Annotated in this window: 13 protein-coding genes; all 13 read left to right on the top strand. The window is 71.2% G+C overall.

Annotated elements, in window-relative coordinates:
• The first annotated feature begins 188 nt into the window (after positions 1 to 188).
• Entirely contained in the window at positions 189 to 872 is a 684-nt protein-coding gene (locus tag AMK26_RS29235) for an N-acyl homoserine lactonase family protein (RefSeq protein WP_073758649.1), read from the top strand.
• Positions 873 to 883: 11 nt separating this feature from the next.
• Positions 884 to 1,432 (top strand): hypothetical protein, encoded by a 549-nt coding sequence (locus AMK26_RS29230; RefSeq protein WP_073758124.1) that lies wholly within the window; start codon positions 884 to 886, stop codon positions 1,430 to 1,432.
• A gap of 109 nt (positions 1,433 to 1,541) precedes the next feature.
• Positions 1,542 to 2,450 (top strand): pyridoxal 5'-phosphate synthase lyase subunit PdxS, encoded by a 909-nt coding sequence (gene pdxS / locus AMK26_RS29225; protein ID WP_073758122.1) that lies wholly within the window; start codon positions 1,542 to 1,544, stop codon positions 2,448 to 2,450.
• Entirely contained in the window at positions 2,450 to 3,040 is a 591-nt protein-coding gene (gene pdxT, locus AMK26_RS29220; protein ID WP_073758120.1) for a pyridoxal 5'-phosphate synthase glutaminase subunit PdxT, read from the top strand. Before pdxS ends, pdxT begins: the two co-directional genes overlap by 1 nt.
• A gap of 62 nt (positions 3,041 to 3,102) precedes the next feature.
• The gene (locus tag AMK26_RS29215) at positions 3,103 to 3,855 is read left to right on the top strand and encodes a YebC/PmpR family DNA-binding transcriptional regulator (protein WP_073758118.1); all 753 of its coding nucleotides are present in this window, start codon (positions 3,103 to 3,105) and stop codon (positions 3,853 to 3,855) included.
• Positions 3,856 to 3,968: 113 nt separating this feature from the next.
• Positions 3,969 to 4,502 (top strand): crossover junction endodeoxyribonuclease RuvC, encoded by a 534-nt coding sequence (gene ruvC / locus AMK26_RS29210; protein ID WP_073758647.1) that lies wholly within the window; start codon positions 3,969 to 3,971, stop codon positions 4,500 to 4,502.
• On the top strand, positions 4,499 to 5,119 hold the full coding sequence (ruvA, locus tag AMK26_RS29205) for a Holliday junction branch migration protein RuvA (protein ID WP_073758116.1): 621 nt from the start codon (positions 4,499 to 4,501) through the stop codon (positions 5,117 to 5,119). The genes ruvC and ruvA overlap by 4 nt, the downstream gene beginning before the upstream one ends.
• 427 nt (positions 5,120 to 5,546) lie before the next feature.
• Positions 5,547 to 6,635, top strand: a complete 1,089-nt coding sequence (gene ruvB, locus AMK26_RS29200) for a Holliday junction branch migration DNA helicase RuvB (RefSeq protein ID WP_073758114.1) — start codon at positions 5,547 to 5,549, stop codon at positions 6,633 to 6,635.
• A gap of 165 nt (positions 6,636 to 6,800) precedes the next feature.
• Entirely contained in the window at positions 6,801 to 7,280 is a 480-nt protein-coding gene (yajC, locus tag AMK26_RS29195) for a preprotein translocase subunit YajC (RefSeq protein ID WP_073758112.1), read from the top strand.
• Between the two features lie 140 nt (positions 7,281 to 7,420).
• On the top strand, positions 7,421 to 9,151 hold the full coding sequence (gene secD, locus AMK26_RS29190) for a protein translocase subunit SecD (RefSeq protein ID WP_073758110.1): 1,731 nt from the start codon (positions 7,421 to 7,423) through the stop codon (positions 9,149 to 9,151).
• Between the two features lies 1 nt (position 9,152).
• The gene (secF, locus tag AMK26_RS29185) at positions 9,153 to 10,259 is read left to right on the top strand and encodes a protein translocase subunit SecF (protein WP_073758108.1); all 1,107 of its coding nucleotides are present in this window, start codon (positions 9,153 to 9,155) and stop codon (positions 10,257 to 10,259) included.
• On the top strand, positions 10,256 to 10,798 hold the full coding sequence (locus AMK26_RS29180) for an adenine phosphoribosyltransferase (RefSeq protein ID WP_073758106.1): 543 nt from the start codon (positions 10,256 to 10,258) through the stop codon (positions 10,796 to 10,798). Before secF ends, AMK26_RS29180 begins: the two co-directional genes overlap by 4 nt.
• A 177-nt stretch (positions 10,799 to 10,975) precedes the next feature.
• On the top strand, positions 10,976 to 13,459 hold the full coding sequence (locus tag AMK26_RS29175) for a RelA/SpoT family protein (protein ID WP_073758104.1): 2,484 nt from the start codon (positions 10,976 to 10,978) through the stop codon (positions 13,457 to 13,459).
• Positions 13,460 to 13,491: the final 32 nt, after the last annotated feature.

Genomic DNA, 13,491 nt, shown 5'->3' with positions numbered 1-13,491 from the left:
CCACCCCCGGTGGGTGGGGGCGTGGCCCCTCCGGGCTCGTCTCTCCCCCAGAGGGGGCACCCCCACGAGGTCGGCGGCCTTGGGCCCCGGCGCGGGAGCCGTTACGGCGCCGCCAGCCTCTGCGGGGACGACCCTGCACGGCCCCACCCCTTGCCGGACGCCGGGTGCGGACCGTCAGCATCGCCCGCATGGACATTCGCCGATTGGACCTGGGGTACTTCGTCCGGCCTGCCGCCGAGGCGGGCACCGAGCACGCGCGCGTGGAGCCCGTGCTCGCGTATCTCGTACGGCACGAGGAGGGGCTGCTGCTCTTCGACACCGGGCTGGGGGAGGGGGATCCGGATGCGGACGCGCACTACCGGCCGCGGCGGCGGGGTCTCGCGGAGGCACTGGCCGCCGAGGGCGTCACGCCGGACGACATCGACCTCGTCGTGAACTGCCACCTCCACTTCGACCACTGCGGCGGCAACCCGCTCCTGGCCGACCGCCCCGTCCTCGTACAGCGCACGGAACTGGCCACCGCCCGCGCGGGCGACTACACGATCGACGCCCTGGTGGACTACCCCGGGGCCCGCTACGAGGAGCTGGACGGCGAGGCCGAGGTGTGGCCGGGAATCCACGTCGTACCGACGCCGGGGCACACGGCCGGGCACCAGTCGCTGGTCGTGTCCGGGGACGGCGGCACGGTCGTGCTCGCGGGACAGGCGTACGACTTCGCGTCGGGTTACGCCTCGGACGAGATGGCCCGCAGCGCCGGGGCGGGCGGGCCGTGGCCGCCGTGGCTTGAACGGATCGCAGAGTTCCGGCCGAGCCGCGTCCTGTTCGCGCACGACCGGTCGGTCTGGGAAGGGGACCCGCCAGGGCCCCGGTAGCCTTTGCGCCCGTGATCGAAACCCTCATCTGGATCGTCGTCGCCCTGGTCGCCATCGGGCTGTACCTGAGCTGGACCGCCGGGCGGCTCGACCGGCTCCACGCTCGGATCGACGCGGCCCGCGCCGCGCTCGACGCGCAGTTGCTGCGCCGTGCCTCAGTGGCCCAGGAGCTGGCCACGTCCGGCGTGCTCGACCCGGCGGCGTCGATCGTGCTGTACGAGGCCGCGCACGCGGCCCGGCAGGCGGAGGAGGAGCAGCGGGAGGTCGCCGAGAGCGAGCTCAGCCAGGCCCTGCGGGCGGTGTTCGGCGAGCCGGAGCAGGTCGAGGCGGTACGTCAGGCCCCGGGCGGCGAGCAGGCGGCCGGGGAGCTCGCGGCGGCGGTACGCCGGGTGCCGATGGCCCGCCGGTTCCACAACGACGCCGTACGCGCGGCCAGGGCGCTGCGCAGGCACCGTACGGTGCGCTGGTTCCGGCTGGCGGGGCATGCCCCGTTCCCGCTGGCGTTCGAGATGGACGACGAGCCGCCGACGGCCCTGGCGGACCGGCCGGGGAGCAGCTGACCTCGGGAAAACGAGCCACCGGGTGACTATTGGCCCTTGATGTGGACTGGGTGGCCCGGGTTTCCTCGGTGTAGTTGAAACCGTCCCGTTTCTTGAGTGAGGTCCATCCGTGTCCAGCACCACCACCCCGCAGTCCCCCGAGACCGGCACCGCGCGCGTGAAGCGCGGCATGGCCGAGCAGCTCAAGGGCGGCGTGATCATGGACGTGGTCAACGCCGAGCAGGCCAAGATCGCCGAGGACGCCGGCGCCGTCGCCGTCATGGCCCTCGAGCGGGTCCCGGCCGACATCCGCAAGGACGGCGGTGTGGCCCGGATGTCCGACCCGAACATGATCGAGGAGATCATCGACGCGGTCTCCATCCCGGTCATGGCCAAGTCCCGCATCGGTCACTTCGTCGAGGCCCAGGTCCTGCAGTCCCTCGGCGTCGACTACATCGACGAGTCCGAGGTCCTCACCCCGGCCGACGAGGTCAACCACTCCGACAAGTGGGCCTTCACCACGCCGTTCGTGTGTGGCGCCACCAACCTGGGCGAGGCCCTGCGCCGCATAGCCGAGGGCGCGGCCATGATCCGGTCGAAGGGTGAGGCCGGTACGGGCAACGTGGTGGAAGCCGTCCGCCACCTGCGTCAGATCAAGAACGAGATCGCCAAGCTGCGCGGCTTCGACAACAACGAGCTGTACGCCGCCGCCAAGGAGCTGCGCGCCCCCTACGAGCTCGTCAAGGAGGTCAGCGAGCTCGGCAAGCTGCCGGTCGTGCTGTTCTCCGCCGGTGGCGTGGCCACCCCGGCCGACGCCGCGCTGATGCGCCAGCTCGGCGCCGAGGGCGTCTTCGTCGGCTCCGGCATCTTCAAGTCCGGCGACCCGGCCAAGCGCGCCGCCGCCATCGTGAAGGCCACCACCTTCTACGACGACCCGAAGATCATCGCGGACGCGTCCCGCAACCTGGGCGAGGCCATGGTCGGCATCAACTGCGACACCCTCCCCGAGGCCGAGCGCTACGCGAACCGGGGCTGGTAATGACCACTCCGCTCATCGGTGTCCTGGCTCTCCAGGGCGATGTACGTGAGCACCTGATCGCCCTGGCCGCGGCGGACGCCGTGGCCAGGCCGGTCCGGCGCCCCGAGGAGCTCGCCGAGGTCGACGGCCTGGTCATCCCCGGCGGCGAGTCCACCACCATCTCCAAGCTGGCCGAGCTGTTCGGCCTCATGGAGCCGCTGCGCGAGCGCATCAAGGCGGGCATGCCCGTCTACGGCACGTGCGCCGGCCTGATCATGCTCGCCGACAAGATCCTCGACCCGCGCTCGGGCCAGGAGACGCTCGGCGGCATCGACATGATCGTCCGCCGCAACGCCTTCGGGCGCCAGAACGAGTCCTTCGAGGCGGCCGTCGAGGTCGCCGGCATCGACGGCGGCCCCGTCGAGGGCGTCTTCATCCGCGCCCCGTGGGTCGAGTCGGTCGGTGCCCAGGCCGAGGTCGTCGCCGAGCACGACGGCCACATCGTCGCCGTACGGCAGGGCAATGCCCTCGCCACGTCGTTCCACCCCGAACTGACCGGCGACCACCGGGTGCACGCCCTGTTCGTCGACATGGTGCGCACGGCGGCCTGACCCGACCCCGGTAGGATCTCTGGGGTTCGTTCAGAAATTGGTTACGCGAAGGAGACAGGCAGATGTCCGGCCACTCTAAATGGGCTACGACGAAGCACAAGAAGGCCGTGATCGACGCCAAGCGCGGCAAGCTCTTCGCGAAGCTGATCAAGAACATCGAGGTCGCGGCCCGCACCGGCGGCGCCGACCCCGATGGCAACCCGACCCTCTTCGACGCCATCCAGAAGGCCAAGAAGAGCTCGGTCCCGAACAAGAACATCGACTCCGCGGTCAAGCGCGGCGCCGGCCTCGAGGCCGGTGGCGCCGACTACGAGACGATCATGTACGAGGGTTACGGCCCGAACGGTGTCGCGGTGCTCATCGAGTGCCTCACCGACAACCGCAACCGTGCCGCCTCCGACGTACGCGTCGCCATGACCCGCAACGGCGGCTCGATGGCCGACCCGGGTTCGGTGTCGTACCTGTTCAACCGCAAGGGCGTCGTGATCGTCCCCAAGGGTGAGCTGACCGAGGACGACGTGCTCGGCGCGGTCCTCGACGCGGGCGCCGAGGAGGTCAACGACCTCGGTGAGAGCTTCGAGGTCCTCAGCGAGGCCACCGACCTGGTCGCGGTCCGCACCGCCCTCCAGGAGGCCGGCATCGACTACGACTCGGCCGACGCCAACTTCGTCCCGACCATGCAGGTCGAGCTGGACGAGGAGGGCGCGCGCAAGATCTTCAAGTTGATCGACGCGCTGGAGGACAGCGACGACGTGCAGAACGTCTTCGCCAACTTCGACGTCTCCGACGACGTCATGGCGAAGGTCGACGCCTGAGCCACGCACGACCGCGACGGGCCGACGGGGAACACACCCCGTCGGCCCGTCGCGTCGTTGTCAGTGCCACCCGATAGCCTGCACAAACAGCTGAGCGAAGGAGGGTGGGCGGCGTGCGCGTTCTCGGGGTGGACCCAGGGCTGACCCGGTGCGGAATCGGCGTCGTCGAAGGCGTCGCCGGACGCCCGCTGACGATGCTCGGCGTCGGCGTCGTCCGCACCCCCGCGGACGCGGACATCGGCCACCGCCTCGTGGCGATAGAGCGCGGCATCGAGGAATGGCTGGACGCGCACCGACCCGAACGGATGGCAGTGGAGCGGGTGTTCAGCCAGCACAATGTGCGTACGGTGATGGGCACCGCGCAGGCCAGCGCCGTCGCCATGCTCTGCGCGTCCCGCCGCGGCATCCCCGTCGCCCTGCACACACCGAGTGAGGTCAAGGCCGCCGTCACCGGCAGCGGCCGCGCCGACAAGGCCCAGGTGGGCGCCATGGTCACCCGGCTGCTCCGGCTCGACACCCTGCCGAAGCCGGCCGACGCCGCCGACGCGCTCGCCCTCGCCATCTGCCACATCTGGCGGGCCCCCGCCCAAAACCGCCTCCAGCAGGCGGTCGCCGCACACCACGCAAGGAAAGGCCACCTCGCATGATCGCCTTTGTCTCCGGCCCGGTCGCCGCGCTCGCCCCGACCACCGCCGTGATCGAGGTCGGCGGCATCGGCATGGCCGTCCAGTGCACGCCGAACACCCTCTCCGAGCTGAGGGTGGGTCAGGAAGCCAAGCTGGCCACGTCGTTGGTCGTACGGGAGGACTCCCTGACCCTTTACGGCTTCGCCGACGACGATGAGCGGCAGGTCTTCGAGCTGCTCCAGACCGCCAGCGGAGTCGGCCCGCGCCTCGCCCAGGCCATGCTCGCCGTGCACAGCCCGGACGCGCTGCGCGTCGCGGTGGCGTCGGGCGACGAGAAGGCGCTCACGGCGGTGCCGGGCATCGGCAAGAAGGGCGCGCAGAAGCTGCTGCTGGAGCTGAAGGACCGGCTCGGCGAACCGGTGGGCGCCGCCCACATCGGCCGCCAGGGCGTCGGTACGGCGGTCACCGCCTCCTGGCGCGACCAGTTGCACGCCGCGCTGATCGGCCTGGGGTACGCCACCCGCGAGGCCGACGAGGCGGTGGCCGCCGTCACCCCCCAGGCGGAGGCGTCGGGCGCCGCCCCCCAGATCGGCCAGCTCCTCAAGGCCGCCCTCCAGACCCTGAACCGCACCCGATGACCCCCGACAACCCCGTCACCTCCGCACCCGACCCGGCCCGCCGGCCCGCGGGGCACGGCACCGGCCCGGCCGCCCCGGACGGAGGGAGCCGCCCCGGTGTGGCCCACTCGCCCGCTGGGGACGGCACCGCCCCCTGCTCGCGCACCGGCCCGGCCGTCCCGGCGACAGGGCAGCGCCCCGGGGCGGCCCGCCCGGCCGTGCGCTCCCGCAGCGGCCGCGTGGTCGGCGGGGGCGGGGACGGGGGCGCCCGGCAGGGGCGGCCGGTCACGGCGCGCGGCGGGGCAGCCGCACATCGGCCCGGCCGCGAACGGGCGCGCGGCGGGCCCGGGGCCGGCCAGACGCCCGCCCGTCGGCTGGGCGTGCCGGGCCGGCCGGCAGACCACCATCCGCGCGGCTCCGCCGCCATGACCACGCGAGGCAATCCGCAGTGAACCGGTACGACGACACCAGCAGCACGCCGGCCGCCGCCGCCGACGCCGCCGACCGGCTCGTCGGGGCGTCCGCCGACGGTGAGGACCAGGCTGTAGAGGCGGCCCTGCGCCCCAAGTCGCTGGACGAGTTCGTGGGCCAGGAAAGGGTCCGCGAGCAGCTGGACCTGGTGCTCAAGGCCGCCCTGGCCCGCGGCGCCACCGCCGACCACGTCCTGCTGTCCGGCGCCCCCGGCCTCGGCAAGACCACCCTCTCCATGATCATCGCCGCGGAGATGGGCGCCCCCATCCGCATCACCTCCGGCCCCGCCATCCAGCACGCCGGCGACCTTGCCGCGATCCTCTCCTCCCTCCAGGAGGGAGAGGTCCTCTTCCTCGACGAGATCCACCGGATGTCCCGGCCCGCCGAGGAGATGCTCTACATGGCGATGGAGGACTTCCGGGTCGACGTCATCGTCGGAAAGGGACCGGGCGCGACCGCGATCCCCCTGGAGCTGCCGCCCTTCACCCTCGTCGGCGCCACCACCCGCGCCGGCCTCCTGCCGCCCCCGCTGCGCGACCGGTTCGGCTTCACCGCCCACATGGAGTTCTACGCCCCGGCCGAGCTGGAGCGCGTCATCCACCGCTCCGCCCAGCTGCTGGACGTCGAGATCGAGGCCGACGGCGCCGCCGAGATCGCCGGCCGTTCCCGCGGCACGCCCCGGATCGCCAACCGCCTGCTGCGCCGCGTCCGCGACTACGCCCAGGTCAAGGCGGACGGCCTGATCACCCGCGACATCGCCGCCACCGCGCTCAAGGTGTACGAGGTGGACGGCCGCGGCCTGGACCGGCTGGACCGGGCGGTACTGGAGGCGCTGCTGAAGCTGTTCGGCGGCGGACCGGTCGGCCTGTCCACCCTCGCCGTGGCCGTGGGGGAGGAGCGCGAGACGGTCGAGGAGGTGGCCGAACCCTTCCTCGTACGGGAGGGCCTGCTGGCCCGCACGCCGCGCGGGCGGGTCGCCACGCCCGCCGCGTGGGCGCATCTCGGCCTCGTACCGCCGCAGGCAGGCGGCCCGGGAAGGGGACAACAGGGGCTCTTCGGGGCGTGACGGCGAGGAGACTCGCCGGGCGAGGAACCGCGGTGCCATGCTGGGCGTTGTTCCATTGATGCGGACTCGCCTAGACTCCGCCGATGCCGACCCTTCAGGCCGGCGTACCCACCCCCGAAGATCAGGCCGCGGTTCCCCGCGACCGTGCGAAGGATTTGTCGTCCCGTGAGTATCGTGACTCTCCTGCCGTTCATCGTCCTCATCGGGGCCATGTTCCTGATGACCCGCTCTGCCAAGAAGAAGCAGCAGCAGGCGGTGGAAATGCGTAACCAGATGCAGCCCGGAACCGGCGTACGGACGATCGGGGGGATGTACGCCACCGTCAAGGAGGTCGGCGAGGACACGGTCCTCCTGGAGGTCGCTCCGGGCGTCCACGCCGTGTACGCCAAGAACGCCGTCGGCGCCGTCCTCGACGACGAGGAGTACAACCGCATCGTCCACGGCGACGGTGACCTGAAGACCGACACCCCCGTCGTGCCGGACGACGCCTCCTCGCTCACCGAGGCCGGGACGGACGTCCTGGCCGACGGTGACGCGAAGATCGACCTCGGCAAGAAGGACGCGGCCGACGAGGGCGACACCGCTCCCGAGGCCAAGGACGCCAAGGCCGACGAGAAGAGCGACGGCGACACCGACGCGAAGTAAGGCGTGCAGACGGACCGCGTCGCCGACCGGCGTACGCGGTCCGTTCCGTGCCGACACACGCGGGGGATTCCCCACACCACTTCGTGGCCGCCCCGACGCTCACCCGGCGTAGCGGCGGTTGGACAGGGAGAAACGAGAAGGTGGCAGCACCCAAGAAGGGCCGAGGGCCGGCGACGGGGGGGCAGGGCAAGCCGGGGCGCGCCCTGGCAGTGATCCTGATCGCCATCGGTGCCCTGATCGGCGGGATGTTCTGGTCGGGCGACACCACCCCGCGCCTGGGCATCGACCTCGCCGGCGGTACGAGCATCACGCTCAGGGCCGAGAACCAGCCCGGCAAGCCGGACTCCATCAACAACACCAACATGCAGACCGCGATCGGCATCATCGAGCGCCGTGTCAACGGTCTGGGTGTCTCGGAGTCCGAGGTCCAGCAGCAGGGCAACCGGCACATCATCGTCAACATCCCCCGGGCGACTGATTCCGAAGCGGCCGAGAACCAGGTCGGCACCACCGCCGAGCTGTACTTCCGCCCCGTCCTGGCTGTCGCCGGCAGCGCTCCGCTGCCCGAGCCCTCCGCCAGCGGCTCACCGAGCGCCACGCCCAGCGGCAAGGCCTCGACACCGCCCAGCCCCAAGGCGAGCGCCACCACCCAGGGCCGTGCCGTCACGGACTCCCTGAAGAAGGCGCCGACCCCGAAGCCGACCGCGACCGACAAGCCGGCCACCACGCCGGCCCCGCAGCCCTCCGCCTCGGGTGCGGCCGCCGTCGCCGCGCTCGAGAAGCAGTTCACCGCCCTGGACTGCACGCCGGACAAGAAGACCAAGCAGGTGCCCAACCCGGCCCGCAACTCCGACCCGGCCAAGCCGACCGTCGCCTGCGGCAGCGAGGGCGACGCCAAGTACATCCTCGGCCCGGCCGAGGTCGCCGGAACGGACGTCGACGAGGCCCAGGGCGTCTTCGACCCGCAGCGCGGCCGGTGGATCGTCCAGCTCGGCTTCACCGACGCGGGCACCAAGAAGTTCGCGGCGACCACGGGCAAGCTGGCGAGCCAGGTCCAGCCGCAGAACCAGTTCGCGATCTCGCTGGACGGGCAGGTCGTCTCCGCACCGTCCGTCAGCAGCGCCATCGGCGGCGGAAGCGCCGAGATCTCCGGCAGCTTCGACCAGCAGTCGGCGACCGAGCTGGCCAACGTCCTGTCGTACGGCGCGCTGCCGCTCTCGTTCGAGAAGGAGAGCGTCACCACGGTCACCGCCGCGCTCGGCGGCGAGCAGCTGAAGGCCGGTCTGATCGCGGGCGCCATCGGTCTCGCCCTGGTCGTGATCTACCTGGTGGTCTACTACCGGGGCCTGTCGATCATCGCGCTCCTCAGCCTCCTGGTCTCGGCGGCCCTCACCTACGCGCTGATGTCGCTGCTCGGCCCGGCCATCGGCTTCGCGCTGAACCTGCCGGCCGTCTGCGGCGCCATCGTGGCCATCGGTATCACCGCGGACTCCTTCATCGTGTACTTCGAACGGGTCCGGGACGAGATCCGCGACGGCCGCACGCTGCGTCCCGCCGTGGAACGCGGCTGGCCGCGCGCCCGGCGCACGATCCTGGTGTCCGACTTCGTGTCGTTCCTCGCCGCGGCCGTGCTGTTCATCGTGACCGTCGGCAAGGTGCAGGGCTTCGCCTTCACGCTGGGTCTGACGACCCTCCTGGACGTCGTCGTGGTGTTCTTCTTCACCAAGCCGTTGATGACGCTCATGGCCCGCACCAAGTTCTTCAGCAGTGGACACCCGTGGTCGGGCCTCGACCCCAGGCGGCTCGGAGCCAAGCCCCCGCTGCGCCGCTCGCGGCGCGTCTCCGCCATCACCGAACCGAAGGAGGCGTGAGATGTCACGACTCGGCAGCATGGGCGCTCGCCTGTACCGCGGTGAGGTCGGGTACGACTTCGTCGGCAAGCGGATGCTCTGGTACGGCGTCTCCATCCTGATCACCATCACGGCCATCGCCGGACTGATGGTGCAGGGCCTCAACATGGGCATCGAGTTCAAGGGCGGCGTCGTCGTCACCACGCCCAAGCTCTCGGTCTCCACCGAGCAGGCACGGGACACCGCCGAGGAGATCTCCGGCCACATCCCGATCGTCCAGGAACTCGGCAGCGGTGGCCTCCGCATCCAGATCAGCGATGTCACCACCGCTGAGTCCGCCAAGATCAAGTCGGAGCTGTCCTCCGAGCTCGGGGTCGCCAAGAACGACCTGAACGTCGATGTCGTCGGCCCCAGCTGGGGCGAGCAGATCGCCAACAAGGCCTGGATGGGCCTCGGCGTCTTCATGGTCCTCGTGGTGGTGTACCTGGCGATCGCCTTCGAGTGGCGCATGGCCGTCGCCGCACTGATCGCCCTGATCCACGACCTCACCATCACCGTCGGCATCTACGCCCTGGTGGGCTTCGAGGTCACCCCGGGCACGGTGATCGGTCTGCTGACCATCCTCGGTTACTCCCTCTACGACACCGTCGTCGTCTTCGACGGTCTGAAGGAGGCGTCGCGGGACATCACCAAGCAGACCCGCTGGACGTACAGCGAGATCGCCAACCGGAGTCTCAACAGCACCCTGGTCCGCTCCATCAACACCACCGTCGTGGCGCTGCTGCCGGTGGCAGGCCTGCTGTTCATCGGTGGCGGTGTCCTCGGCGCGGGCATGCTCAACGACATCTCGCTGTCGCTGTTCGTGGGTCTCGCGGCCGGTGCGTACTCGTCGATCTTCATCGCCACGCCGCTCGTCGCCGACCTCAAGGAACGCGACCCGCAGATGAAGGCGCTGAAGAAACGCGTCCTGGCCAAGCGCGCCCAGGCCGCCCAGAAGGGCGAGTCCCCGGACGCCCCGGCCCCCGAGGCCGCCGAGCCGCAGGACGACGAGCCGCAGGACGCCGCACCCGCCGGTGCGGTGGTCGGCCAGCGGCGCCAGCCCACGCGCGGGCGGGGCAAGCGCCGATGACCGTCACCACGCAGGAGCTGCTGCTCAGCCGGATCCGGGACGTCGCGGACCACCCCATCCCCGGGGTGACGTTCAAGGACATCACGCCGCTGCTCGCGGACCCGGAGGCGTTCGCCGCCCTCACCGGGGCGCTGGCGGAGCTGTGCGTACGGCACGGCGCGACGAAGATCGTCGGCCTGGAGGCGCGCGGGTTCATCCTCGCCGCCCCGGTCGCCGTCACCGCGAAGCTGGGCTTCATCCCCGTACGCAAGGCGGGCAAGCTGCCCGGCGCGACCCTGTCGCAGGCGTACGAGCTGGAGTACGGCACCGCCGAGATCGAGGTGCACGCCGAGGACCTGCTCCCCGGCGACCGCGTCATGGTCATCGACGACGTCCTCGCCACCGGTGGCACCGCCGAGGCCTCGCTGGAGCTGATCCGGCGGGCCGGTGCCGAGGTCGCGGGCGTCGCCGTGCTCATGGAGCTCGGCTTCCTGGGCGGCCGCGCCCGCCTGGAGCCGACCCTGGCCGGCGCCCCGCTGGAGGCGCTGATCACGCTCTGACCAGCGCGCATACGGGACAGGAACGGGCACCCGGAACACCGGGTGCCCGTTTCGCGTTGTCCGGTGCCCGGCTCCGCGGCCGTACCGTCCCCGTCCCGGGGCGAGCGGTCGGCGCGAGGTCAGTACCATGGGATTCCGGGCCTGACCGGGGGACCCGGACCCGCACGAGGAGCGCTCTTGCCAGACGAGGCCCAGCCACTCTCCGCCGCGAAGCCCGAGCAGCAGGCCGACAAGGCCGCGGCGCCCACAGCCACGCCCCCCGACAAGGCCGCGCGGAACACGTCCGGCCCCACGGTGCCCCAGCGCGCACAAGGCCCCGCCCCCGTCTCGGCCCCGAAGCCCACGCCGCCCGCCGTCGCCCGCTCCGGCGGCTCATCCAACCGCGTGCGCGCCCGCCTCGCGCGCCTGGGCGTGCAGCGCTCGTCGCCGTACAACCCGGTCCTGGAGCCCCTGCTGCGCATAGTCCGCGGCAACGACCCGAAGATCGAGACGTCGACGCTCCGCCAGATCGAGCAGGCCTACCAGGTCGCCGAGCGCTGGCACCGCGGCCAGAAGCGCAAGAGCGGCGATCCGTACATCACGCACCCGCTCGCCGTCACCACCATCCTCGCCGAGCTGGGCATGGACCCCGCCACCCTGATGGCGGGCCTGCTCCACGACACGGTCGAGGACACCGAGTACGGCCTGGAGCAGCTGCGCAAGGACTTCGGAGACCAGGTCGCGCTCCTCGTCGACGGCGTCACCAAGCTCGACAAGGTCAAGTTCGGCGAGGCCGCGCAGGCCGAGACCGTACGCAAGATGGTCGTCGCCATGGCCAAGGACCCCCGTGTCCTGGTCATCAAGCTCGCCGACCGCCTGCACAACATGCGCACCATGCGTTACCTCAAGCGGGAGAAGCAGGAGAAGAAGGCCCGCGAGACCCTCGAGATCTACGCGCCGCTCGCCCACCGCCTGGGCATGAACACCATCAAGTGGGAGCTGGAGGACCTCGCCTTCGCGATCCTCTACCCCAAGATGTACGACGAGATCGTCCGCCTCGTCGCCGAGCGGGCCCCCAAGCGGGACGAGTACCTCGCCATAGTGACCGACGAGGTCCAGGCCGACCTGCGCGCCGCCCGCATCAAGGCCACCGTCACCGGCCGGCCGAAGCACTACTACAGCGTCTACCAGAAGATGATCGTCCGCGGCCGGGACTTCGCGGAGATCTACGACCTGGTGGGCATCCGCGTCCTCGTCGACACGGTCCGCGACTGCTACGCCGCCCTCGGCACCGTCCACGCGCGATGGAACCCGGTCCCCGGCCGGTTCAAGGACTACATCGCGATGCCGAAGTTCAACATGTACCAGTCGCTGCACACGACGGTCATCGGCCCCAACGGCAAGCCCGTCGAGCTGCAGATCCGCACCTTCGACATGCACCGCCGCGCCGAGTACGGCATCGCCGCGCACTGGAAGTACAAGCAGGAGGCCGTCGCCGGCGCCTCCAAGGTGCGCACCGACGTACCGAAGAAGGCCGGCAAGGACGACCACATCAACGACATGGCGTGGCTGCGCCAGCTGCTGGACTGGCAGAAGGAGACCGAGGACCCCAGCGAGTTCCTGGAGTCGCTGCGCTTCGACCTGTCCCGCAACGAGGTCTTCGTCTTCACCCCGAAGGGTGATGTCATAGCGCTGCCCGCGGGTGCCACTCCCGTGGACTTCGCGTACGCCGTCCACACCGAGGTCGGCCACCGCACCATAGGAGCGCGGGTCAACGGGCGGCTCGTACCGCTCGAATCGACCCTCGACAACGGCGACCTGGTGGAGGTCTTCACCTCCAAGGCCGCGGGCGCGGGCCCGTCCCGCGACTGGCTCGGCTTCGTCAAGTCGCCGCGGGCGAGGAACAAGATCCGCGCCTGGTTCTCCAAGGAGCGCCGCGACGAGGCGATCGAGCAGGGCAAGGACGCCATCGCGCGCGCCATGCGCAAGCAGAACCTGCCGATCCAGCGCATCCTCACCGGCGACTCCCTGGTCACGCTGGCGCACGAGATGCGCTACCCCGACATCTCGTCGCTGTACGCGGCGATCGGCGAGGGCCATGTCGCCGCCCAGGGCGTCGTCCAGAAGCTGGTGCAGGCCCTCGGCGGCGAGGAGGCCGCCAGCGAGGACATCGCCGAGTCCGCCCCGCCGTCGCGCGGCCGCGGCAAGCGCCGCACCAAGGCCGACCCGGGTGTGGTCGTCAAGGGCGTCGAGGACGTGTGGGTCAAGCTCGCCCGCTGCTGTACGCCGGTGCCGGGCGACCCGATCATCGGCTTCGTCACCCGCGGCAGCGGTGTATCGGTCCACCGCGCCGACTGCGTCAACGTCGACTCGCTCTCCCAGCAGCCCGAGCGGATCCTCGACGTCGAATGGGCGCCCACCCAGTCCTCGGTCTTCCTGGTCGCCATCCAGGTCGAGGCCCTGGACCGCTCCCGGCTCCTGTCGGACGTCACCCGGGTCCTGTCCGACCAGCACGTCAACATCCTGTCGGCGGCCGTCCAGACCTCCCGCGACCGGGTGGCCACCTCCCGCTTCACCTTCGAGATGGGCGACCCCAAGCACCTGGGGCACGTCCTGAAGGCGGTGCGGGGCGTGGAGGGCGTCTACGACGTCTACCGCGTGACCTCGGCCCGCCGGCCGTAACGGCGCACGGAAAAGGGCCTCCCTTCGAGGGG

It is taken from the genome of Streptomyces sp. CB03234, assembly GCF_001905885.1.
Taxonomy (GTDB): domain Bacteria; phylum Actinomycetota; class Actinomycetes; order Streptomycetales; family Streptomycetaceae; genus Streptomyces.
Note: the sequence above shows the minus strand (reverse complement) of the source record. Positions and strands in the feature narration are given on the sequence as shown.

Bases quoted from the DNA above. Each gene is read 5' to 3' on its own strand.
- ruvA (WP_073758116.1), top strand. From the start codon at position 4,499: ATGATCGCCTTTGTCTCCGGCCCGGTCGCCGCGCTCGCCCCGACCACC.
- pdxT (WP_073758120.1), top strand. From the start codon at position 2,450: ATGACCACTCCGCTCATCGGTGTCCTGGCTCTCCAGGGCGATGTACGT.
- secF (WP_073758108.1), top strand. From the start codon at position 9,153: ATGTCACGACTCGGCAGCATGGGCGCTCGCCTGTACCGCGGTGAGGTC.
- AMK26_RS29180 (WP_073758106.1), top strand. From the start codon at position 10,256: ATGACCGTCACCACGCAGGAGCTGCTGCTCAGCCGGATCCGGGACGTC.
- AMK26_RS29235 (WP_073758649.1), top strand. From the start codon at position 189: ATGGACATTCGCCGATTGGACCTGGGGTACTTCGTCCGGCCTGCCGCC.
- AMK26_RS29215 (WP_073758118.1), top strand. From the start codon at position 3,103: ATGTCCGGCCACTCTAAATGGGCTACGACGAAGCACAAGAAGGCCGTG.